Source organism: Streptomyces sp. NPDC048142, from assembly GCF_043202835.1.
Lineage (GTDB): Bacteria > Actinomycetota > Actinomycetes > Streptomycetales > Streptomycetaceae > Streptomyces.
In genome coordinates, this window is record NZ_JBIDBC010000010.1 from 44,403 (window position 1) to 67,072 (window position 22,670).

General features: G+C 71.2%; 20 protein-coding genes and 1 pseudogene. 5 read left to right on the forward strand and 16 right to left on the reverse strand.

The features are described 5' to 3' along the window. The first annotated feature begins 192 nt into the window (after positions 1-192). Entirely contained in the window at positions 193-2,763 is a 2,571-nt protein-coding gene (locus ACGF2Y_RS15490; RefSeq protein ID WP_392946874.1) for a PQQ-binding-like beta-propeller repeat protein, read from the forward strand. Here ACGF2Y_RS15490 and ACGF2Y_RS15495 read toward each other — a convergent pair. Both ACGF2Y_RS15495 and ACGF2Y_RS15500 read right to left on the reverse strand, forming a co-directional pair. Beyond that, positions 2,682-3,617: a class I SAM-dependent methyltransferase gene (locus tag ACGF2Y_RS15495; RefSeq protein WP_392946877.1), complete on the reverse strand. Its 936-nt coding sequence runs from the start codon at positions 3,615-3,617 to the stop codon at positions 2,682-2,684. The genes ACGF2Y_RS15490 and ACGF2Y_RS15495 overlap by 82 nt on opposite strands. Further along, on the reverse strand, positions 3,614-4,084 hold the full coding sequence (locus tag ACGF2Y_RS15500; RefSeq protein ID WP_392946880.1) for a hypothetical protein: 471 nt from the start codon (positions 4,082-4,084) through the stop codon (positions 3,614-3,616). The genes ACGF2Y_RS15495 and ACGF2Y_RS15500 overlap by 4 nt, the downstream gene beginning before the upstream one ends. Positions 4,085-4,243: 159 nt before the next feature. On the opposite strand from ACGF2Y_RS15500, the gene ACGF2Y_RS15505 reads away from it, so the two are divergent. Further along, a complete protein-coding gene (locus ACGF2Y_RS15505; protein ID WP_392946883.1) occupies positions 4,244-4,816 on the forward strand; it encodes a dihydrofolate reductase family protein in 573 nt (190 codons plus the stop codon). 176 nt (positions 4,817-4,992) lie between these two features. On the opposite strand, the pseudogene ACGF2Y_RS15510 reads toward ACGF2Y_RS15505, so the two are convergent. After that, positions 4,993-5,088 (reverse strand): annotated as a pseudogene (locus ACGF2Y_RS15510) (XRE family transcriptional regulator); the annotation flags it as partial. A 58-nt stretch (positions 5,089-5,146) separates the two neighbouring features. Beyond that, positions 5,147-6,304, reverse strand: a complete 1,158-nt coding sequence (locus ACGF2Y_RS15515) for an acyl-CoA dehydrogenase (RefSeq protein ID WP_352240183.1) — start codon at positions 6,302-6,304, stop codon at positions 5,147-5,149. Between the two features lie 207 nt (positions 6,305-6,511). Between ACGF2Y_RS15515 and ACGF2Y_RS15520 the strand changes: the two genes are divergently transcribed. Next, positions 6,512-7,855, forward strand: coding sequence for a UDP-glucose dehydrogenase family protein (locus tag ACGF2Y_RS15520; protein WP_392946885.1), 1,344 nt, complete (start codon positions 6,512-6,514; stop codon positions 7,853-7,855). Between the two features lie 153 nt (positions 7,856-8,008). Here ACGF2Y_RS15520 and ACGF2Y_RS15525 read toward each other — a convergent pair whose 3' ends face one another. From ACGF2Y_RS15525 to ACGF2Y_RS15535, 3 genes are read right to left on the reverse strand one after another with little or no spacing between them, the layout of a single operon-like run. Beyond that, on the reverse strand, positions 8,009-9,205 hold the full coding sequence (locus ACGF2Y_RS15525; protein WP_392946888.1) for a dipeptidase: 1,197 nt from the start codon (positions 9,203-9,205) through the stop codon (positions 8,009-8,011). An 11-nt stretch (positions 9,206-9,216) separates the two neighbouring features. After that, positions 9,217-9,759, reverse strand: coding sequence for a 5-(carboxyamino)imidazole ribonucleotide mutase (gene purE, locus ACGF2Y_RS15530; protein WP_392946891.1), 543 nt, complete (start codon positions 9,757-9,759; stop codon positions 9,217-9,219). After that, positions 9,756-10,958: a 5-(carboxyamino)imidazole ribonucleotide synthase gene (locus tag ACGF2Y_RS15535; RefSeq protein WP_392946894.1), complete on the reverse strand. Its 1,203-nt coding sequence runs from the start codon at positions 10,956-10,958 to the stop codon at positions 9,756-9,758. Before ACGF2Y_RS15535 ends, purE begins: the two co-directional genes overlap by 4 nt. Positions 10,959-11,073: 115 nt before the next feature. Here ACGF2Y_RS15535 and ACGF2Y_RS15540 point away from each other — a divergent pair, with 115 nt between their 5' ends. Further along, entirely contained in the window at positions 11,074-11,595 is a 522-nt protein-coding gene (locus ACGF2Y_RS15540; RefSeq protein WP_392946897.1) for a GtrA family protein, read from the forward strand. A 20-nt stretch (positions 11,596-11,615) separates the two neighbouring features. Here ACGF2Y_RS15540 and ACGF2Y_RS15545 read toward each other — a convergent pair whose 3' ends face one another. Both ACGF2Y_RS15545 and ACGF2Y_RS15550 read right to left on the reverse strand, forming a co-directional pair. Then, positions 11,616-12,881: an ATP-binding protein gene (locus tag ACGF2Y_RS15545; RefSeq protein WP_392946900.1), complete on the reverse strand. Its 1,266-nt coding sequence runs from the start codon at positions 12,879-12,881 to the stop codon at positions 11,616-11,618. Positions 12,882-13,011: 130 nt separating this feature from the next. Continuing rightward, positions 13,012-13,689 carry a response regulator transcription factor gene (locus tag ACGF2Y_RS15550; RefSeq protein WP_007450117.1) on the reverse strand — a complete coding sequence of 226 codons (678 nt, stop codon included), beginning with the start codon at positions 13,687-13,689 and terminating at the stop codon, positions 13,012-13,014. A 490-nt stretch (positions 13,690-14,179) separates the two neighbouring features. Between ACGF2Y_RS15550 and ACGF2Y_RS15555 the strand changes: the two genes are divergently transcribed. Next, positions 14,180-15,679: a peptide MFS transporter gene (locus ACGF2Y_RS15555; protein WP_392946903.1), complete on the forward strand. Its 1,500-nt coding sequence runs from the start codon at positions 14,180-14,182 to the stop codon at positions 15,677-15,679. A 125-nt stretch (positions 15,680-15,804) separates the two neighbouring features. Here ACGF2Y_RS15555 and ACGF2Y_RS15560 read toward each other — a convergent pair whose 3' ends face one another. The 7 genes from ACGF2Y_RS15560 to ACGF2Y_RS15590 all read right to left on the reverse strand — a co-directional run bounded on the left by ACGF2Y_RS15560 (position 15,805) and on the right by ACGF2Y_RS15590 (position 22,428). Continuing rightward, positions 15,805-16,170, reverse strand: a complete 366-nt coding sequence (locus ACGF2Y_RS15560; protein WP_392946906.1) for a hypothetical protein — start codon at positions 16,168-16,170, stop codon at positions 15,805-15,807. A 250-nt stretch (positions 16,171-16,420) separates the two neighbouring features. Then, positions 16,421-17,815 carry a hypothetical protein gene (locus tag ACGF2Y_RS15565; RefSeq protein WP_392947274.1) on the reverse strand — a complete coding sequence of 465 codons (1,395 nt, stop codon included), beginning with the start codon at positions 17,813-17,815 and terminating at the stop codon, positions 16,421-16,423. A 14-nt stretch (positions 17,816-17,829) separates the two neighbouring features. Then, positions 17,830-18,963, reverse strand: a complete 1,134-nt coding sequence (locus tag ACGF2Y_RS15570) for a hypothetical protein (RefSeq protein WP_392947277.1) — start codon at positions 18,961-18,963, stop codon at positions 17,830-17,832. Positions 18,964-19,178: 215 nt separating this feature from the next. Further along, complete coding sequence (locus ACGF2Y_RS15575) at positions 19,179-20,195, reverse strand: hypothetical protein (RefSeq protein ID WP_392946909.1); 1,017 nt, start codon at positions 20,193-20,195, stop codon at positions 19,179-19,181. A gap of 186 nt (positions 20,196-20,381) precedes the next feature. Further along, positions 20,382-21,104 carry a peptidase gene (locus ACGF2Y_RS15580; RefSeq protein WP_392946912.1) on the reverse strand — a complete coding sequence of 241 codons (723 nt, stop codon included), beginning with the start codon at positions 21,102-21,104 and terminating at the stop codon, positions 20,382-20,384. Between the two features lie 261 nt (positions 21,105-21,365). Then, positions 21,366-21,857, reverse strand: coding sequence for an ATP-binding protein (locus ACGF2Y_RS15585; RefSeq protein ID WP_392946915.1), 492 nt, complete (start codon positions 21,855-21,857; stop codon positions 21,366-21,368). A gap of 202 nt (positions 21,858-22,059) precedes the next feature. After that, positions 22,060-22,428 (reverse strand): STAS domain-containing protein, encoded by a 369-nt coding sequence (locus tag ACGF2Y_RS15590; RefSeq protein ID WP_118899212.1) that lies wholly within the window; start codon positions 22,426-22,428, stop codon positions 22,060-22,062. Positions 22,429-22,670: the final 242 nt, after the last annotated feature.

Sequence of the window (22,670 nt, forward strand, 5' to 3'; positions counted from 1 at the left end):
CCCCGCGACCCGGTGACCGTCATGGCCGCCATCCGCTCCCTGGTCGAGCCCCCGTCCCCCGTCTCTCCCCCGCGACCCCGGCCCGCACGCCGGACGACCGCGGCAGACGCAGAACTTTCCGACACGTGGCGATCAGGGCGGCAGGCTCCGATCGTGGCCATGAACTCATCGACATCGACGGGACAGCGGGACATGCGAGATCTGAGGTCGGCACGGATGCGCCGCGTGGTGCTTTCGGCGGTGGCAGCGGCGCTTCTGGCGACAGGCTGCACCGGTCAGGGCGAGGACGGCGAGGAACCGGCCGGAGGGAAGAAGGCCGGCACGGCCGTGGCGCTCTCCAGGACGACGGCCTGGGACAGCCTGGGCGCCCTGGGCGTGCGGTCGGTCGAGGCGGTCGCCTTCGACGTGAACGACGCGGTGGTCGTGGGCTCGGAGGGGGAGCTGGGGGTGGTGGACGCGGATACCGGCACGCCCCGCTGGATCAGGCGGGACGGTGACCTGGCGGTGGAGAAGCGGATCGGCGGGACCGCGAGCGCCAAGGAGGATCCCACCCTGGACACCCAGCGGATCGGGTCGATGACCGGCATGGACTCCCGTCCTGTGCTCGTAGCGAGAACACTGGTGCTGGCGCCCTACGAAAGCGGGTCCGGGCGCGGGGTGGTCGCTCTGGAGCGGAAGGGCGGCGCGCCGCGATGGCGTACGGAGCTGCCCACCGAGGACAGCGACGTCGATGATCCCGGCGACCGCACGCACCACCGCGACGACATCCGACTGCTGGCCGGCAACCACAAGATGGCCCTCGTCGCCGTGGTCCCCGAGGACAGCACCAAGGTGGTCACGTACGCGCTCGACGGACGCGACGGGAAGATCCTCTGGAAGCGTGCGGGCGCCTGGGTGTACGACTTCGACAGCGCCAACGCGACCACCGTCCTCGGCGAGCAGGCGACGGACAAGGGCTTCGCCCCGGAGCAGCCCCACAGCCGTAACAGCGGCGGCTGGGTGCTGGCGCTCAACGCCAAGACGGGTGAGGAGCGGTGGAACCTGAAGTCGGAGTATCCCGGCTACCGGCTGAGGGGTGCGGTCTCGCACGGTGCGGTGCTCGCTGTCCAGGACCGGCGCTCCGAGTCCAACGGGCTGATCGTCGGAACCCGGGACGGGCGCAGGAAAGCCGAACTCGACCACAGCGCGTACAGCTGCCGTGAGGACTCCGCCGGACGACGGCTGGCCTGTTCCACCACCGATTCCGGGCTTCTCACGTTTCCCTCACGCGTGGACGGCGGACCCGTGCAGAGCACCGTCGAGCCGAAGCCGAAGCCGGCCCTGTCCGTGGAGGCCGTGCACGCGGACCGCGTCTATCTGAGCGGCGGGCTGGTCACCGACTTGTCCGGCAGGACGGTGCGGGACGGCCTCCCGGGCCAGGCGGCCGCCGTCTCGGACCGGCACGTGGCCTTCCGTACGGAGTCGGAGAAGTCCGACGACCCCGGGCTGAAGGTGTTCCGGGTCGCCTACGACGGCAAGACCCCGTCCGAGCCGACGGGCCTGGGCAAGGCGTCGGTGCGTCCGCTCGCCTACACCGGGAAGCCGGAGTGGTCGGTGGTCTCGGCCACCCGATCGAAGGCCATGGTGAACGGGCCGAAGGCGGCGGACCTGGGGCTGCGGAAGGTCACCGACGTCACGCCGGTGGGCGACACTCTGGTGTACAGCGGAAGCACCGACAACGGCGGCCTCACCGACGGCCGTCTGGTCGCACTCGATCCGGCGAGCGGGGCGGTGCGCTGGACCTTCGACGGAGTCGACCTCGGCAAGGACCACTCCATTTCGTCCACGCTGAATCCCGCCGACGATCTCGGAACGCCCGGGGTGGCCGCGGCCGGCGACAGCCTGATCCTGGTGCGCTACTACGACCGGCAGGACGGGGTCGGCGGGACGGTCGCGCTGTCCGTCGAGGACGGCGGTGTCGTGTGGAAGCGTGCTGAGGCAGCCGAATCGGGAGGCACGGTGAAGGCCGCCGACGCGGATTCCTACGCCGTCGAGTTCGTCGAGCGGCAGGACACGGCGGAGAACCGGATCCGGCGTTCCGAAGTACGCGTGTACGACCTGAAGTCCGGCGAGCTGACCGCGACCAGGAAGGATGCCCGCAACCCGTACCTGTACGACGGCACGGTGACAGCGGAGATCCGGAAGCCCGGGAGCCGCGCGGAGAACACACACCTCGTGGGCTTCACCGCGAAGACCGGCAAACAGAAGTGGCGGCTGGGAGACCACTACCAGGACCCGGCGGTCGCGCACGTCACGGGCGACGGCGTGGCCGTGATCACCCACGCGGCAGGCTCGACGGTCATCTATCTGGCCACGGGCGCGGGACTGGCCGGGTTTCCCGCCCAGGCTGCGGGCTGCCACGGAGACGGCCCGCTGATCGTCTGCCAGGCGGGCTGGCAGAAGGACGGACTCCATCCCGTCACCATCGAACTCGCCGAGGGTGAGTTCCGCCCCACCGCGACGGTTCGACAGCTGCCGTCCCTCTCGGGCGCCGCGTCGTACACGGCCGTGGGCGACCGCCTCTTCCGGCGGGACGGCACCCGGGCGGGCGTGGACCGGCCGGTCGCCACCTTCGACGCCCGGGGACGGAAGGTCTCCGGCGGTCTGCCCGGACTGCCGATCGCCTCCGACGACCAGCGCGTCTACCTCCTGGACGGAAAGGCCACGGTGCACGGGACGCCGTGGAGCGGCGACCACACGGTGACGGTCCACCGCCGCGACTGACTCCGCGCGCGGACGACGCACGGCGTGGAGAGTGTGCGGCACCGCATCATGCGCCACGGAAGGGCCAACAGGCTGTCCGCCGAACGGAATTCGGCGCACAGCTCGTCGTACGCCTGCCTGGCGGCCGCCACCCCCCGCGCGCCCCCGCTGTTGAGGACCTGACCGATCGCGCCGATCCCCCGCTCGGCCCCCGCCCACCAGGTGCCGGGGTCGCAGCGGTGCTCCCAGGCGGCCTCGGAGCCCTGGGCGCCGAGGAGCCCGGCCGCGTCGAGGAGGGCGGCGAGCCCTTCGGCCGTACGGGGGAAGTCGTCCTCGGGTGCGAGTGCGGGGAGCCGGCCGGGGCGGGTCAGCCCGGCGGCCTGTGCGGCGCGGCCGATCAGCGTCTGGCCGGGGGCTCCGGGCGACCGCCAGACGGTGACGGCGACCCGGCCGCCGGGGCGGGTGATCCGGCGCAGCTCGGCCAGGGCTTCGCGGGGGCGGCCCACATGGTTGAGCACGAAGTTGCCGGCGACCACGTCGAACTTGCCGTCCCCGTAGGGCAGTTCGGGGATCCGGGCGATGCACGCCGCGACGCCCGGATGGGCCCGGCGGGTCGCGGCCACCATGCCGGGTTCGGCGTCGACCGCGTACGCCGTCGCGCCCCGCCCGGCCGCCACGGCGCTGATCGTGCCGCTTCCGCAGCCCACGTCGAGGACGCGGCTGCCGGGTCCGGCCCCGGCGGCGTCGAGGAGGGCCGCCGCCGGGTGGGCGCAGAGCCGTGCGTAGGTGCGGGCGTACACCTCGGCCTTGCCGGACCAGATGCGCCGCTCGGCGTGGTCGAAGGCGGTCACCGCTCCCGTAGGGGAGGCGGTCATGGCACAGCCCCCTTCGGTTCGAGTTCGGCGAAGTCCTCGTGGAGGGCGTCGAGATGGCGGCCGGTCGGTACGCCGGCCGGGGTCAGCTCCGCCAGTCGCCAGCCGGGGAGCTGCTCCTCGATCTGGGTGGGGAGCGAGCCGTCCGCCGGGTCGGCCAGGGCGTGCAGCACCCCGAACGCCGTCTCCCTGGCGACCTCGCGGGCCAGCGCGCCCAGGTCCTCGGGGGTGAGCCCGGCCGCGAGGGCGCGGTCGACGGCGTCGGCCGCCGACCCGTCGGTGCGGTAGGCCGCCACCCACCGGGGCGCCTCCGTGGCCCAGGCGTCGACGTCCTGCCACACCGTCCGCAGGAGGCGGTAGCGGGCGAGCTGCGGCAGCCCCTCCTCGGCCTCCGACTCGGCCCAGTCGCGAGCGTCGACGTCCGCCCCCAGGGCGCTGAAGAGGGCGGTCAGCCTGTCGAGTTCGGTCATGGGGAGGGAGGCTACCGGCCGTGTCACGATCATGGCCGGGGGTGGCGGGCCGTGCGGGACCGATGAGTTTTCGTGGGGCGCGCGGTCTGTACATCCGTAAGCGTGAGAAGCGACGCCGGGCACCGACCGGGGCCCGGCACGACACAGCCAGGAGATCTGATGCGCACCCTGATCAGCACCGCCTTCGTTTCGCTCGACGGCGTCATGGAGGCCCCGGGCGGCGAGGCCGGCTACCGGAACTCGGGGTGGACGTTCAAGGACATGGAGTTCCTGCCGGAGGCGTACGAGCTCAAGAGCCGGGAGCAGGAGGAGGCCACGGCCCTGCTCCTGGGCCGGGCCAGCTACGAGGCGTTCAGCCCGGTGTGGCCGGGCATGGAGGAGTTCGCCGGGTACAAGGCGATGCCGAAGTACGTCGTCTCCACCAAGCTGACCGACGGCGACCTGGTGTCCGACTGGGGCGAGACCACGATCCTGCGGTCGCTGGACGAGGTCGCCGCCCTCAAGGAGACCGAGGGCGGCCCGATCATCGTCCACGGCAGCGCCGAGCTGAACCGGAACCTCGCGGACGCCGGCCTGATCGACCGGTACCACCTGCTCGTCTTCCCGATCCTGCTCGGCGCGGGCAAGCGCCTGTTCAGCGCGACGGACAAGGACGCCCAGAAGCTGAAGCTGGTCGAGCACGAGGCGTACGCGAACGGCATCCAGAAGAACGTCTTCGAGGTCGTCCGCTGACGTGGTCGTAGCGGCCCCGGGGGTGCCCTCCTCAGTTCGCGCCCGTGGTGGAGGGGCGGGCCCGCTCCTCCAGGAGGGCCGTCAGTTCCTTGCGGTCGGCCGATGCCGGCCCGTCCCGTGGAACGGTCGAGCAGGCGAAGCTCCCGGGTTCCGGTCCACGGTCAGGTCCAGAGACACACGGTCAGCTCCAGAGACAGAGGGCTGTCCGGGTTGGCCGACGCTCCGGGCAGGCTCTGGGCGGTCAGCCGATTGCCGTGCTGGACGATCACGAGACAACGGCCCCCGGCGAAAAACGCCGGGGGCCGTGCTGTGTGCTGCGCGCGGGGGCCGCTACGGCAGGTTCCTCGCCATGACGATGCGCTGGACCTGGTTCGTGCCTTCGTAGATCTGGGTGATCTTGGCATCGCGCATCATGCGCTCCACCGGATAGTCCCGCGTGTAGCCGTAGCCGCCGAGCAGCTGGACGGCGTCCGTGGTGACCTCCATCGCGACGTCGGAGGCGAAGCACTTGGCCGCGGCGCCGAAGAACGTGAGGTCGCCGTCGACGCGCTGGGACTTGGCGGCGGCCGAGTAGGTGAGCTGGCGGGCCGCCTCCAGCTTCATCGCCATGTCGGCGAGCATGAACTGGATGCCCTGGAAGTCCGCGATCGGCTTGCCGAACTGCTTGCGCTCCTGGACGTACCCCTTGGCGTAGTCCAGCGCGCCCTGGGCGATGCCGAGCGCCTGGGCCGCGATGGTGATGCGGGTGTGGTCCAGGGTCTTCATCGCGGTGGCGAAGCCGGTGCCCTCCTCGCCGATCATCCGGTCGGCGGGGATACGGACGTTGTCGAGATAGACCTCGCGGGTCGGGGAGCCCTTGATGCCGAGCTTCTTCTCCGGGGCGCCGAAGGAGACGCCCTCGTCGGACTTCTCGACGACGAACGCGGAGATGCCCTTGGAGCGCTTGGCCGGGTCGGTGACCGCCATGACCGTGTAGTACTCGGAGACGCCCGCGTTGGTGATCCAGCGCTTCACGCCGTTGAGGACCCAGAAGTCGCCGTCGCGCACGGCCTTCGTCTTCATGCCCGCCGCGTCCGAGCCGGCGTCCGGCTCGGAGAGGGCGTACGAGAACATCGCGTCGCCCTTGGCGAGCGGGCCCAGGTACTTCCGCTTCAGCTCCTCGGAGCCGGAGAGGATCACCGGGAGCGAGCCGAGCTTGTTGACGGCCGGGATCAGGGAGGAGGAGGCGCAGGCGCGGGCCACCTCCTCGATCACGATGACCGTGGCGAGCGCGTCGGCCCCGGCGCCGCCGTACTCCTCCGGCACGTGGACGGCGTGCAGGTCCGAGGCGACCAGGGCGTCCAGCGCCTCCTGCGGGAAGCGGCTCTCCTCGTCGACCGCGGCGGCGAAGGGGGCGATCTTCGTCTCGGCGAGCGCGCGGATGGTCTCGCGGAGCATGTCGTGCTCCTCGGCCGGACGGTACAGGTCGAAATCGGTCGAACCCGCCAAGACGCTCACTCCCCAGATGCTAACTACCGTTAAGTAACCCAATTTTAGTGCGCCGACCACCCGACGGCATACGCACCCAGGACGTGAGCTTGCCGACAGGGGTGGGACATAGCCGACGTAACAGGCAGACGGATCGGTGAATTCCGGCTTCCCGGTCCCCGACTATGCTCGGTCCGCACGTTCGTCCGTATCTCCCAGGAGCACTCCATGGCCCTCAGGATCACTGTGATCGGCACCGGCTATCTCGGCGCCACCCATGCCGCCGCCATGGCCGAGATGGGCTTCGAGGTCCTGGGGCTCGACGTGGTGCCGGAGAAGATCGAGCTGCTCTCCACCGGCCGCGTGCCGATGTACGAGCCGGGGCTCGACGAGCTGCTCCAGCGGCACGTCGCCGGTATCGAGGGGTCCACCGGGCGGCTGCGCTTCACCACCTCCTGGGAGGAGGTCGGGGAGTTCGGCGACGTCCACTTCGTCTGTGTGAACACCCCGCAGAAGCACGGCGAGTACGCCTGCGACATGAGTTACGTCGACAGCGCCTTCGATTCGCTGGCCCCGCACCTGACCCGGCCCGCCCTGGTCGTCGGCAAGTCGACCGTCCCGGTGGGCTCCGCCGCCCGCCTCGCGGCCCGCCTCGCCGAGCTGGCCCCGGTGGGCGAGGGCGCCGAGCTGGCCTGGAACCCGGAGTTCCTCCGCGAGGGCTTCGCCGTGAAGGACACCCTGCACCCCGACCGGATCGTCGTCGGCGTCACGAGCGAGGGGGCCGAGAAGCTGCTGCGCGAGGTGTACGCCGTGCCGGTCGCGGAGGGCTCGCCGTTCGTGGTGACCGACTTCCCGACCGCCGAGCTGGTGAAGACCTCCGCGAACTCCTTCCTGGCCACCAAGATCTCCTTCATCAACGCGATGGCCGAGGTCTGCGAGGCCGCCGACGGGGACGTCGTGAAGCTCGCGGAGGCCATCGGGCACGACGAGCGCATCGGGAAGAAGTTCCTGCGGGCCGGGATCGGCTTCGGCGGCGGCTGCCTGCCCAAGGACATCCGCGCCTTCATGGCGCGCGCCGGTGAGCTGGGCGCGGACCAGGCCCTCACCTTCCTCCGCGAGGTCGACTCCATCAACATGCGCCGTCGCGGCCACATGGTGGAGCTGGCCCGGGAGGCGGTGGGCGGCGACTCGTTCCTCGGCAAGCGGGTGGCGGTGCTGGGCGCGGCGTTCAAGCCCGACTCCGACGACGTACGCGACTCCCCGGCCCTCAACGTCGCCGGTCAGATCCACCTCCAGGGCGGCCAGGTGACCGTGTTCGACCCGAAGGGGATGGGCAACGCCCGGCGGCTGTTCCCGACGCTCGGCTACGCGGACTCCGCGCTGGAGGCGGTGCGCGGCGCGGACGTGGTGCTGCACCTGACGGAGTGGCGTGAGTTCCGCGAGCTGGACCCGGCGGAGCTGGGCGAGGTGGCCGCCCGCCGGATCATCCTGGACGGGCGCAACGCCCTGGACCCCTCGGTGTGGCGCGAGGCCGGATGGACGTACCGGGCCATGGGCCGCCCGAAGGCCTAGGCTGCCGGCCCTGGGGGCTCCCGGGGCTCCCCGGAGGGGTTCCCTGGGCGGGGCTTCCCCCTGGAGGGGGCTTCCTCTGTGGCTCCCCGGGGCTCCCGGGGCTCCCCGGAGGGGTGTTTCCAGGGAGTCCCGGCATGATCCAAACGGAAGGCCCTAGCGGAAGGCCGGGCCGTCCAGCTCCGCGATCGTGGCGTGGGACGGACCGCGTCCGCTCTGCTCGCGGCGCGCGACGGCTTCCGCGTCGCGCAGCACCCGTACGGAGTTCTGCCAGGTCAGCTTGGCGAGGTCGCCCTCGGACCAGTGACGTCGCAGAAGCTCGGCGATGAGGTTCGGGTAGCCGGAGACGTCCTCCAGGCCGCGCGGGGTGAACGCCGTGCCGTCGTAGTCGCCGCCGATGCCGATGTGGTCGACGCCCGCGACCGCGCGCATGTGGTCCAGGTGGTCCGCGATCGTCGAGGCGGTGGCCTCGGGGCGCGGGTGGGCCGCCTCGAAGTCCTCGTGGATGCGCATCGCGACCGGGGTGGTGTCGAGGTGGTGCAGGCCGTGCTCGCGCATGTTGCGGTCGGCGGCCAGGGTCCAGGCGACGGCCTCGGGCAGCACGAACTTCGGGACGAAGGTCGCCATCGCGACGCCGCCGTTGGCCGGGAGGGCCGCGAGGACGTCGTCGGGGATGTTGCGCGGGTGGTCGCAGACGGCGCGGGCCGAGGAGTGCGAGAAGATCACCGGAGCGGTGCTGATGGCGAGCGCGTCGCGCATGACGCCGTCCGCGACGTGCGAGAGGTCGACCAGCATGCCGACGCGGTTCATCTCGCGGACCACTTCGCGGCCGAAGGCGGAGAGCCCGCCGAGGCGCGGCAGATCCGTCGCGCTGTCGGCCCAGTCGATGTTGTCGTTGTGGGTGAGCGTCATGTAGCGGACGCCCAGGTCGTACAGGGCGCGCAGGGTGCCCAGCGAGTTGTTGATGGAGTGGCCGCCCTCGGCGCCCATCAGGGAGGCGATGCGGCCCTCGGCGCGGGCCTTCTCCAGGTCGTCGGCGGTGAGCGCGCGCCGCAGGTGCGTGGGGTAGCGGGCGATCAGCTCGGCGACGATGTCGATCTGCTCCAGCGTGGCGCTGACCGCCGCGTCGCCGGTCAGGTCGGTGCGGACGTACACCGACCAGAACTGGCCGCCGACCCCGCCGGCCCGCAGCCGGTTCAGGTCGGTGTGGAGCAGGCCGCGCTGGTCGGCGGCGATGTCCCGGGCGTCGAGGTCGTAGCCGACCTGTTCGCGCAGGGCCCAGGGGAGGTCGTTGTGGCCGTCGACGACGGGGTGGGTGGCGAGCAGCTCGCGGGCCCGCTCCAGGTGGTCCATGGGTGCCGCCCCTACTTTCCGAAGCCGAAGGAGTCCGCGCCCTGGACCTTGGCGCGCAGGCGTTTGCCCTTCTCGGTGGCCTGGTCGTTGAGTTCCTGCTGGAACTCACGCATCCGGTCCTGGAGCGCGGGGTCGTGCGCGGCGAGGATCCGTGCGGCCAGCAGGCCCGCGTTGCGCGCGCCGCCGACGGAGACGGTGGCGACGGGGACCCCGGCGGGCATCTGGACGATGGAGAGCAGGCTGTCCATGCCGTCCAGGTACTTCAGCGGCACCGGGACGCCGATGACGGGCAGCGGGGTGACGGAGGCCAGCATCCCGGGCAGATGGGCGGCGCCGCCCGCGCCCGCGACGATCGCCTTCAGGCCACGGCCCGCGGCCCGCTCTCCGTACGCGATCATCTCGTGCGGCATGCGGTGGGCGGAGACGACGTCGACCTCGTACGGGATCTCGAACTCGTCGAGCGCCTTGGCCGCCGCCTCCATGACGGGCCAGTCGGAGTCCGAGCCCATGACGATGCCGATCACGGGGGCGGCCGGTGCGGAGGGGGAAGTCATTCGGTGATCGTTCCTCGCAGGTAGTCGGCCGCGTGCCGGGCGCGCTCCCGCACGTCCGCCAGATCGTCGCCGTAGGTGTTGACGTGTCCGACCTTGCGGCCGGGCTTCACGTCCTTGCCGTACATGTGGATCTTGAGCTGCGGGTCGCGGGCCATGCAGTGCAGGTACGCCTGGTACATGTCCGGGTAGTCGCCGCCCAGGACGTTGCACATGACCGTCCAGGGGGCGCGCGGGCGCGGGTCGCCCAGGGGGAGGTCGAGGACCGCCCGTACGTGGTTGGCGAACTGGGAGGTGATCGCGCCGTCCTGGGTCCAGTGGCCCGAGTTGTGGGGGCGCATCGCCAGCTCGTTGACCAGGATGCGGCCGTCACGGGTCTCGAACAGCTCGACCGCGAGGTGGCCGACGACATTCAGCTCGGCGGCGATGCGGAGCGCGAGCTGCTGGGCCTCGCCGGCCAGCGCCTCGTCCAGCTCGGGGGCCGGGGCGATCACCGTGTCGCAGACGCCGTCGACCTGGATGGACTCGACGACCGGGTAGGCGACGGCCTGGCCGTGCGGCGAGCGGACGATGTTGGCCGCCAGCTCCCGTACGAAGTCGACCTTCTCCTCCGCGAGGACGGGGACCCCGGCGCGGAACGGGTCGGCGGCCTCCGTCTCGGAGCGGACCACCCACACGCCCTTGCCGTCGTAGCCGCCGCGCACGGTCTTGAGGATGACGGGGAAGCCCCCGGCCTCCTCGGCGAACGCGGCGGCGTCGGCCGGGTCGCTCACGATGCGGTGGCGGGGGCAGGGTGCGCCGATCTCCAGGAGCTTGGCGCGCATCACCCCCTTGTCCTGGGCGTGCACCAGGGCATCGGGGCCGGGGCGCACGGGGATGCCGTCCGCCTCCAGGGCCCGCAGATGCTCGGTCGGCACGTGCTCGTGATCGAAGGTGATCACGTCGCAGCCGCGCGCGAAGGCGCGCAGCGTGTCCAGGTCGCGATAGTCGCCGATGACGACCTCGCTCACCACCTGGGCCGCCGAGTCCTGGGGAGTGTCACTGAGGAGCTTGAATTTCAGGCCGAGGGGGATGCCCGCCTCGTGGGTCATACGGGCGAGCTGACCGCCGCCGACCATGCCGACTACCGGGAACGTCACGCCTCCAGGGTATCCGGCGCGCCGGTGGCTCCGGGACGGCCCTACAGCCGGCCGTACGGCCACCGCCCCTGCGGGCTCAGGGGCGTCACACGGGTGGGCTGGTTAGCATGGCGGAGTTGACGTGGTTACGTCGATACGTCATCCAGACGCCTTCCAACGGACGGGGCCAGCGATCACCATGAGCGAACGGGGCGCACTGCGGACCCGGCTTGAGCTGCTGGCCCGGGAGGTCGCCAAGTTCGGCGCGGTCGGCGCTTTCGGCCTGCTGGTCAATATCGCGGTCTTCAACCTGCTGCGGCACACGACGGACCTCCAGGTGGTCCGGGCGAGCGTGCTGGCGACGTTCGTCGCGATCCTCTTCAACTACGTGGGCTTCCGCTACTGGACCTACCGGGACCGTGACAAGACCGGCCGAACCCGTGAGCTGGCCCTCTTCCTGCTGTTCAGCGCGGCGGGCGCGGTGATCGAGACGGGCGTGCTGTACCTGGCGACGTACGGCTTCGGCTGGAACAGCCCGGTCCAGAGCAATGTCTTCAAGATCGTCGGCATCGGGGTCGCCACCCTGTTCCGCTTCTGGTCCTACCGGACCTGGGTCTTCAAGACCCTGCCCGCCAAGGAGGCCGTGCTGAGCGCGGAACGGTTTCTGGAGCAGCGCAGGCCGGCGGAGGAGCGGGTAGCACCCGACCCCGTACGGAACTGACTCGCCGCGCTCGTCGTTGTTCAGCGCACGGGGCGCTCAGGCGTCTTGCGGTCGACCGGGACCCGGCTGAGGAAGAGCGCGAAGACCGCCGGGTGCTGCTGGAGCAGCTCCAGCCGCCCGCCGTCCGCCTCCGCCAGGTCGCGGGCGACGGCCAGGCCGATGCCGGTGGAGTTGCGGCCGCTGATGGTCCGCTCGAAGATCCGCGCCCCCAGTTCGGCGGGGACGCCGGGGCCCTCGTCGGTGACCTCGATGACCGCCTGGTTGCCGGTGACGCGGGTACGCAGGGCGACGGTGCCGCCGCCGTGCATGAGGGAGTTCTCGATCAGCGCCGCCAGGACCTGGGCGACCGCGCCCGGGGTGCCGACGGCCCGCAGCCCGTGCTTGCCCGAGCAGACGAGCGCGCGGCCGGTACTGCGGTAGGCGGGGCGCCACTCCTCGATCTGCTGCTTGACGATCTCGTCGAGGTCGAAGACGACGGCGGAGCCGGTGTTCGGGTCGCGGGAGTTCGTCAGGAGCCGCTCGACGACGGCGGTGAGGCGCTCGACCTGGGTGAGGGCGATGTTCGCCTCCTCCTTCACCGTCTCGAGGTCGTCGGTGACGGAGATCTCCTCGATCCGCATGGAGAGCGCGGTCAGCGGCGTACGCAGCTGGTGCGAGGCGTCCGCGGCCAGCCGGCGTTCGGCGGTGAGCATCCGGGCGATCCGCTCGGCCGAGGAGTCCAGGACGTCGGCGACCCGGTCCAGCTCGGGCACCCCGTACCGCTTGTGGCGCGGGCGGGGGTCCCCGGAGCCGAGACGTTCGGCGGTCTCGGCGAGGTCGGTGAGCGGGGAGGCCAGCCGGTTGGCCTGGCGTACGGCGAGCAGCACGGCCGAGACGATCGCCAGCAGCGCCACCGCGCCGATGATCAGGAGCGTGCGGCCGACCTCGCGGGTGACGGCCGAGCGGGACTCCTCGACGGTGACCTTCTCGCCCTGCTCCCCGGTCTCGGTGGCGCGCAGGACGCTGCCGACGGGGCGTTCGCCGACGGCGATCGGCTCGCGGCCCGGGATCTCGACCAGTGCGTAGCGCTTGGGGTCGATCTGCTCGTCCAGCACCCCGGGGTTGATCCGCTCCGCGCTCAGCAGCCGGCTCTCGACCACGCTGATCAGCCGGAGCGCCTCGGACTCCACGCTCTCCTGGGCGCTGGCGCTGATGGTGCGGGTCTCCACGATCACCAGGGAGACGCCGAAGACGGCGATGACGACGAGCACCACGGCGAGCGTGGAGTTGATCAGCCGGCGGCGCATACCCGTACCCGCCTCGTCAGTTCGCCGGGAGGCATGTCGGGGCAGCCTTCACACACGTCGGGGCGGTCGCCGGAACGGTCGGCGGAGTGGTTGCCGGAGCGGTCTCGAAGGCGCATGGGTGCTTCGTACGTCAGCTCTTCTCGAACCGGAAGCCGACGCCCCGGACGGTGGCGATGTAGCGCGGGTTGGCGGCGTCGTCGCCGAGCTTCTTGCGCAGCCAGGAGATGTGCATGTCGAGGGTCTTGGTGGAGGACCACCAGGTGGTGTCCCAGACCTCGCGCATCAGCTGGTCGCGGGTGACGACCCGGCCGGCGTCCCGGACCAGGACCCGCAGCAGGTCGAACTCCTTGGCGGTGAGCTGGAGTTCCTCCTCGCCCATCCACGCCCGGTGCGACTCGACGTCGATCCTGACCCCGTGGGTGGCGGGCTGCGGGACGGGCTCGGAGGCCCCGCGGCGCAGCAGGGCGCGGACCCGGGCGAGCAGCTCGGCCAGCCGGAACGGCTTGGTGACGTAGTCGTCGGCGCCCGCGTCCAGGCCGACGACCGTGTCGACCTCGTCGGCGCGGGCCGTCAGCACCAGGATCGGAATGGTGTGGCCGCCGGCCCGGAGCCTGCGGGCGACTTCGAGACCGTCCATCCCGGGCAGCCCCAGATCGAGGACGACCAGGTCGATACCGCCCTGGAGTCCGGCGTCGAGCGCGGTCGGACCGTCCTGGCGGACCTCGACCTCGTAACCCTCCCGACGCAGTGCGCGGGCCAGGGGCTCCGAGATGGATGCGTCGTCCTCGGCGAGCAGTACACGGGTCATGGACTGATGGTAGTCCGGACGGCGGTCCGGACGTGAGGCCCACGACGTCGCCTGCGGGTCAGCGCCACAAAGAGGACGGAGACCTTTGAATATGCGAGTGTGGTTCCACTAAGACCTGTGATCCACATCTCAAGTCCTTTCATATCCTGCTCTGTCGTGTCGTATTGTGTCCCGATGCCTGTTGCACTACTCAAGGACCTTTGGGCAGCCATGAGCGCCAAGGGTCCCTTTTGTGTGCGGGGCCGGTTCCGGCCGGCCCACTGTGAGTGAATGACCTGTGAGCCGGGCCCGGAGCGCGTGTACGCGTGACGGGCGTGGATCCCGACGCGGTTCCTCCCCGCTCCGCCGCCGAATCTCCGTCAGGAGCCCGGCCGCGCGGAGCACGTCCCCCTCAGGCGTGGGGACGGGGTACGCCGCGCCGGTGCCGGCTGCCCCCCACCGGGCGCGTACCGCTCACGAGGCGTCGCGTCCCGACCAGCAAGGATCGATCATGGCGTCCAGCCTGACGAAGGATTCGCCCAGTTCCGGCGAGAAGACCTTCTTCGGCCACCCCCGCGGTATGGCCACCCTGTTCATGACGGAGATGTGGGAACGCTTCTCCTGGTACGGGATGCGCGCCATCCTCACCCTGTACTTGGTGGCCGCTGTGCTCGACGGCCCCCTTGAGGGCCGGGAGGCGCTCGCCGCCTCCATCTACGGTGTCTACAACGCCGTCGTCTATATGGCCGCGATGCCCGGCGGCTGGGTCGCCGACCGTCTCTGGGGCGCCCGCAAGGCTGTTCTGGTCGGCGGCATCGTCATCGCGCTGGGCCACTTCACCCTGGCTCTGCCGAGCGACATCGCCTTCTTCATCGGTCTCGCGCTGATCGCGGCCGGTACGGGCCTGCTGAAGCCGAACATCTCGGCGATGGTGGGCGCGCTCTACGAGGGCCAGCCCAGCGCCCGCCGTGACGCCGGCTTCACCCTCTTCTACATGGCGATCAACATCGGTGGCCTCGCCGCCCCGCTGCTGGTCGGTTACCTCGGCGAGAACGTCAACTGGCACCTCGGCTTCGGTGTCGCCGGTGTCGGCATGACCTTCGCGGTGATCCAGTACGCGCTGGGCTCCAAGCACCTCGGCGAGATCGGCAAGCTGCCCGCGAAGCCCGCCTCCCCCGAGGAGCGGCGGCAGATCCTGCGCAAGGTGGGCCTGTGGTCCGGCGTCGCGGTCGCCGCGCTGCTGATCGACCTGGCGCTGGGCACGTACGACATCGAGCACATCGTCAACGTCCTGGCCGTGCTGGGCGTCGTCGTGCCGATCGTCTACTTCGTCACGATCTTCCGGGACCCGGCGCTAACCAAGGAGGACCGGCCGAAGATCAAGGCGTACGTGTGGTTCTTCATCACCGCCGTGCTCTTCTGGATGATCTACGACCAGTCCGGCTCGCTGCTGACGATCTTCGCCGACAACAAGACGGACCGCTTCATCGGCGGCTGGGAGTTCCCGGCTTCCTGGCTGCAGTCGGTCAACCCGGCCATGGTCATCATCCTCGCCCCGATCTTCGCCGGGCTCTGGGTCAAGCTGGCTACGCGCAACCGTGAGCCCAGCACCCCGATGAAGTTCGCGCTGGCGATGCTCCTCATCGGCGGCTCCTTCGGCATCATGGGCCTGGCGGGCGCGGCCGCGGCGAACAGCGAGACCGGCAAGGTCACCGTGTTCTGGCTGCTCGCCGTCTACCTGGCGCAGACCATGGGTGAGATGTGCCTCTCCCCGGTCGGCCTGTCGCTGTCCACGAAGCTGGCGCCGAAGATGTTCGTCGGCCAGATCATGGGCCTGTGGTTCCTGGCCACGTCGACCGGCAACGCCCTGAACGGCTGGACGACGAAGCTCAACGCCCCGCTGGGCGACGCCGCGTACTACACCTTGCAGGCGGTCGTGGCGGTCGCTGCGGGCCTCGCTTTCATGGTGGCGGGACGTAAGATCCGCGCTCTCATGGGCAGCGTCAAGTAGCAACGTGAAGGAGTCCCCCGACCACCTCGGGGTACGGCAGCGGGTCCGCACCAGTCTCTCGTGCGGACCCGCTGCCGTGCAGGCCGCCGCCGTCACTGCGGTGACGGCGGCGGTGACCACGGTGACTACTTCTTGGTCTGGACCTTGACACTCCGCAGGAAGCTGCTGAACCCGCACTTCACCGAGGACTTCTCGCCGGGCTTCTTCCAGCTGCCGAACACCGTCCACGGGATGGTGTGCTCGGCGCCCCTACCGCGCACGACGTCGCACACGAGCACGGCACGGTGCTTCTTGACGGTCTTCCCCTTGGCCGACTTCTTGCAGGAAGAAGTCGAGACCGGACGTCCCAGCGAGAGGCTGGCCGTGGCCTTGCAGGTGTACTTCGCACCGGCCGCGGCGGCCGGCGCCGCAGTGGCCAGCGTCAGTCCGGACGTCATCAGCAGGCCGGCAAGCACACCCGTCGCAGCCTTCTTCCCCCAGGTCACCTTCATGATGTTCCTTTTCTTCACCGGTGCCACGCGGGCAGGTGGTCAAGCCTGCCGGTGAACGCCACACCCAGACGATTCCCTTCGCTTCTGCGAAGGCGCATCTGAGGAATCTAGCCTTCTCGATCTTGTGCGAGCAAGGCGGGGCAGGCGATTTGAGCAACTTCTGAGCCTGCCGGAGCGTCGCCGGACGAGCTACCTCCGTCCGGCGACGCCCGCTCGTGGTCCTACTCGTGGCCCCACTCGTGGCCCCCGCTCAGCGCGTGCCGCGCAGCCTCCGCCACGGGGTGAACGTGAACACCGCGCCGCCCAGCAGGATCGCCGTACCGGCGACCAGGCCGAGCGCCCGCAGCACACCGTCGCCCTCGGCCCCGGTGGCGGCCAGGCCGCCGCCGGAGTCCGTACCGCCGCCGGACGCCGCGCCGCCGGAACCCGCCGCGCCGCCGCTCCCGCTGCCGCTGCCGCCGGACGCGCCGCCCGGCTGAGCTGAGGTGTCCAGCTCCAGGGAGACGGCCACGTCGTCGGGCGGGGTGCAGGTCGTCGTCGTACCGGCGGCCATCACCGTCAGGACACCGGGGCTGAGCGTGGACTTACCGCTCGCGCCGGGCTTGTACGTACCGGTGAGGTCGGGGATCCCGATCGGGGCTCCGGTCTTGATGACCTCCTTGTTCAGCGGCCCCTCGACCTTGACCGTGCCCTTGTCCGCCCCGCCCAGCCCGACGTCCATGGACGGTTTCACCTGGCCCGCCGGGATATCGATCGGGCTGTCCATCACGGACCTGCTGAACTCCACCGTCAGGCCGTACTCGCCGCCGTTCTTCCGGGCGCTGATCCGGACGGGCGAGGTGGCGTTCCTGTCCCCGATCGGGGTCTTGCACGCGTAGGCGACGGACACCTCCTTGCCGGGGAAGTCGGTCTCGCCGCCCCCGCCGCCGGTGCTCCCGCCGGACGTGGTGCCGCCGGTGTCCGTACCGCCGTCCGTACCTCCGGACGTCGTACCGCCGGAATCGGCACCTCCGGAGGTGGTTCCTCCGGTGTCGGTGCCGCCCGTCGTGGTGCCTCCGGAGTCCGTGCCGCCGCTGTCCGTGCCTCCGGAGTCCGTGCCGCCCGTGGTGGAGCCGCCGCCCTCGGTGACCTTGATCGTGGCGCCCGGCTGGACCTCTTCCTTCGGCGCGCACTTGGTGTCCGTGGAGATCGGCTTGGACACGTTGATGTCGTACGCGCCCGGCGTCAGCGTGATCTCCCCGGCGGCCTCCAGCTTCAGCGTGCCCTTCATGTCGGGCAGCACCATGGGGCTGTTCTTGGGAATGGGCGGGTTCTGCCGGGGGCCCTCCAGCTTCAGTTCGCCGCTCGCCGCACCGCCCAAAGTGACGGTTCCGGTCGGCTTGACCGTGTCCGCTCCCAGGTCCAGCACGTCCGGGTTCCTGGACGCGGCCTCGACCGTCTTCCAGACGACCTCGATCTCGTCTCCCACCTTCGCCTCGGCCGGGGCGGTCAGCTCCACCTTCGTGGTGCCCTGCACCGCGGGAAGTCCCGAGATCGGCGGCGGAACGCACTCCGTCGCGTAACTGACCTCGGCGGCCTGGGCCGGACTCGCGGCCATCAGGATGCCCGCGCCGCCGAGCATCAGCGCGACTCCGGCCGCGCTCATCCTCCGTTGCGTGCTCACGCTTGTCCCTTCGTCGTGGGTCGGGGTCGGGGTCGGTTCTCCGACGGTGCGGAATCCGGGGTGAACCACGGCAGCACGGCCGTGTTCGCGTTTGAGTCGGTGTTCGTCTCGGCGTTTGAGTCGGTGTTCGTATGGGTGCTTTCGCCGGTGTTCGTGTCGGTGTTCGTGTCGTACGGACGCGGGTCGTGGCCGACGCCCGTGCCGTGCCGGTCGCGCGTGCCCCTGCGCCTCCCCGGCATCGTCCACCTGGCCGGCGTACGCGTACGGTGCGAACCGACGGGGCGGGGCCGCACCTTGTCCACGACCGCCATGCCGATACGGAAGACGGCCGCCGGGACGACCAGGCAGAGCAGGACCCAGAAGAGCGTGACGCCCCAGGGGCGGCCGACCCCCCACGGCTGCTCGGCCAGCACCTTCTGCCCGTACCGCAGGGAAACCTGGTAGTCGCCGTGCGCGCCCGCCGGCAGTTCGACCGGCAGCTTGATCTGCGCCTTGCCGCCGGGGGCGACCGTGCCGCGCCACTGGCGTTCCTCCCACTGCGGCGCGTAGACGCCGTGCGCGGTGCCGATCTCGAAGACGGGGTCCTTGACGGGGGCCGACCCGAGATTGCCCACGGTGAAGACGAGTCGGCGGGCGGGCGGGGCCCCGAACCAGGTGAGCAGGGAGCTGTCGCCGTCCAGCCGGGTGGTGGCCAGCACCGCGAGCTTCCCGCCGCCGGTCTGCTGGGGCAGCTCCGCCGCGGGATGGCCCGCGACCGCGAACACCACGTCGGCCAGGGCCTGTTCACCCGTCACCGTGGCGACGTGCACCACACAGGGGCACGGCTTCGGTGGTTCGGCGACCGGCAGCTTCTTGCTGAAGGCGCCCTTCTTGTCGGTCGTGACAGCGCGGCCGTCGGCGTTGGCGCAGGAGTTGGTACCGCCGATCACGCCCCGCTCCGGCGAGGACTGCCCGCAGATCAGCAGCATCAGCAACGCCTCGGTACGCCAGCCGCTGCCGCTGACGGTGATCTCCCCGCCCTTGCCCGCCTCCTTCGTGGACAGGGTGACGGTGGGGTCGCCGTCGGCCGCCCGCGCGCCCGGTGCGGCCAGGACGAACAGGGCGGGCAGGAGCACCAGCAGGACGGCCAGGAACAGGAGGACGGGCGACGCGGCGGGGCGGGAGGGGGCCGGGAGCGGGGGCGGGGCTGGAAGCGGGGGCGGATTCGGGGCCGGGTTCTGGGTCGGGATCGCGGTCCGGGGCGAGGCCGGGGTCGGGATCGGGGCTGGGGCCGGGGCCGGGGCCCGGATCGCTCCGTTCCGGGGGTGGCCGGTGCGCCGCGAGGCTTCGGGGCCGGGCTGCTGCGTCACGATTCCGCTCCCTCCGTCACCAGAGATCTCGCCTTCACCACAGGCCTCGTCTCTGCGGCCGGTTGCCGATCACCGGCGGCTTCCGTGCTGCCCGGGGCCCCGCGCCGGGTGCGTCGCCGCCGGTACGCACCGGAGCCGAGCACGGCCAGGCCGCCGAGGAGCAGCAGCCCGCCGCCGACGACCGGGGCCACCGGGATGTACGTCGCCGAGCCCTCGGCCTCGTCCCGGGCGCCCCCCGAAGCGGTGACCCGCAGCCGTACCGTGACCGCGTCCAGGACCGGGGCGTCGGGCCAGGGCTCGGTCCGCTCCACCCGCCGGCCGGGGGCCAGCTCCAGCGGCAGGAGCCGTTCCGGGCGGTCCAGCAGCGTGCCGAACACCCCGTCGACGCGCACCGCCAGCCGGGGCTTCAGCGTTGCGTTGCCCCGGTTGACCAGGGCGTACCGAATCGTCCCGCCGGATATCTCGACGTCCTCGACGGAGAGCGCCGCCAGCGTCGGGCCGCCGATCCGGACCCGGACCGGTACGCGGACCTCCTCGCCCCCGTCGACGGCCACGACCGCCCCGGAGGCGTCGCCGGGCACCGCGTCGGGCGGCACCGTGAGGGCGAGCGGCACCTCGGCGCGGGTCCGGGCCGGCACGGTGACCGTGTCCGCGGCGAACCGGATCCAGGCCCCGGCCCGGCCGTCGCCCCGCAGACGTACGGTCAGCGGGGCGCGGCCGGAGTTGGTCACCGAGAGGCGGTCCTGGAGGACCGTGCCGGGGGTGCCCTCCAGATAGACGTACGGCCTGGCGTCCCGGCCGGCGCCGCCGCCTGCGGGCCGGGCCGTCCAGTCCACCGGGCCGTTGTCGTCGCTCCCGGCGGCGGCTGCGGCTGCGGCTGCGGCTGCCGGAAGCAACGTGAGCGCACACAGCAGCGCGGCGAGCACCGCCGTGAGAGCGGGCAGCGCCGTGAGAGCGGGCAGCGCCGTGAGAGCGGGCAGCGTCCGGCGGAGACGCGGGGTGGGTGGCGACATGGGCGGCTCCTCTGCCTTCCGGCGCCGATGGCGCTGCCGTGCGCTTCGTACGGGCGGACGCTTCGTGCGATGGGCGTGCGCCGGATGTGCTGTAGGTGCCGTGCCGGCGTACGCGCCATACGTGCCGTGCCGGCATACGCGCTGTGGCTGCCGTGATCAGCCTGCCGAGCACTGCGGCTGCCGTGATCAGCCTGCTGAGCGCTGTCCTCGCCGGGTCAGCCAGAGCACACCTGCCGCCCCGGTCAGCAGCACGGTGCCGCCGAGTGTGCCGAGCGCCGCCGCCGAGTCCAGCGGACCGGTGCGGGGAAGTTCGCCGCCTCCCGAAGTGCCGCCGGTCGAGCCGCCGGTGGTGGTGCCACCCGTGGAACCGCCTCCGGTGGAACCGCCGCCCGATGAACCGCCCGCCCCCTGGACGTCGAGTTCGAGGGAGGGGCCGGGGCTGTTCTTGGGCGTACAGGTGGTGGTCGTACCGAGGGCCTTGATCGTGAGGACCCCGGCGGTGAAGGTGACCTTGCCGCCCTTCTTCGGGGTGTACGTCCCCGACAAGTCACCGATCTTGATGGGGGTGTCGGCCGGAATCGCCTCGGCGTTCGCCGGGCCGGAGACCTGGACCTTGCCCTGCTCCGCGCCGCCCAGCTCGATGACGGCGCTCGGGTTCATGGCCCCTTTGCCCAGCTCGACCGGGCTGGAGGAGACGCCCTCGCGGAAGGACATGGTGAGCTTGTAGCCGTCGCCGCTCTTGACGCCCTTGATATCGATGGGCGAGACCGCCCCTTTGGGCCCGATGGGCGTCACGCACTGGTAGTCGACGTCCACGACCTCGGCGTGCGCGGCGGGCGCGCCCGCCATCACGATCGAGCCTGCCAGCGCAGCCGCCAGCGCGAGAGTTGTCCGCTTCTGGTTCGACACCTCGTGTTCCCCTCATGCCGGACGCCGCCGCGCACCACGACTCGCACGGGCCCGCATTGCTGACGGCACATCAGATGTGGCGCCAAGGTACGCCGGGGGCCTGATGGAGGGAAGACAAAGAGCGCGCCGATCCGGCATCCGCTCTTCGGCGTGGGGAAGGAGGTCCACGGACCCTCGGACCGCCGACGATCGAAGGCCGCCGGGGATCTCGGCGACCTCGGGAATCTCGGGGGTCTCGGCGGTATTTCGTCGGGGTGCCGCCTAGGCGGGGGCGGCGAGCTCCGCCCAGACGGTCTTGCCCGGGGCGTCCGGCGTACGCACGACACCCCAGTCGAGGCAGAGACGCTGCACGATGAACATGCCGTGCCCCCCGGGCCGCCCGGCGCGGTGCGGCGTACGGGGTGCGGGCTGTCCCGCTCCCCGGTCGACGACCTCCACCCGCAGCACCTTGGAGGTGTGGCCGATCCGGAGTTCCTCGGGGCCCTCCGCGTGCAGACAGGCGTTGGTCACCAGCTCGGAGACGACCAGCAGGACGTCCTCGGCGGCGGCCCGGCGGTCCGCGCTCGACGCCGGGAGCCAGCCCCAGTCGTGCAGCGCCTGCCGGGCGAAGTCGCGGGCCGTCGGAACGATGCCGCCGGCCTGTCCGAGTGAGAGCGTGCGCCACTGCCGCTCGGCCGGGACGGGCGAGGCTGCGCCCGCTGCGTCCGGCTCGCGACCGAGGTCGCCCGGCGGATGCTGCCGGGTGGTGCTCATCAGCGCTTCACCTCACCGATTCGCCATGTCGCCATGTCGCCGTTGAACAGATAGTGATCAGTTACCGAATGTGCCGGTGCCCCCGCGGGGTGCCGCCGGGGTGTCTCCTGCCCTGCCGTTTCGCAACAACACCCACTTGGGGCACACGATCGCGTGACACAGCCGACATCGGGAACGCCCCCGGTCGCACGCTCACAGCAGGTCAGGTGGCCAGGGCCTCTTCGAGCGTGGCATGGACGGTGAAGACCGCCTCGGCGCCGGTGATCTCGAACACTCTCGCCACGACGGGCAGCATTCCGGCCAGATGAACCCCTCCACCGGCCGCCTCCGCCTTGAGGCGGGCGCCGAGCAGCACGTTCAGCCCGGTGGAATCGCAGAAATCCAGGCGGGAGCAGTCGACCACCAGGCGCGACCGCCCCTGCTCGACCGCATTCTCCAGGGGCTCGCGCAGCAGATCGGCGGTGTGGTGATCGAGCTCACCCACCGGTGTCACGACCTCGCTGCGCCCCTCGGTCCGGGCCTCGACCTGAAGCCGACCCCGGTTCGCACTGCCGACCGTCCCGCGGTCCATGCCTGTCCCTCTTCGCCGTTCGTCACTGTGCGCGTCACTGCCTGTGCGGCTGTATGCGTAGCTGCCGCCGACGTGCGTAAAACAGTACGCGTTCCGTTCGCCACGCGGTAGTCGGAGACCTCAACAAACCGGACATATCGCATCAATTGGCGCTTGTCACTGCTGGCCAGGACCGGGTATGGGTAGAGGTACACCCGAAACACGACCGGCTTTGGAGGCGCCGCTTCACCGCAGGAACACGT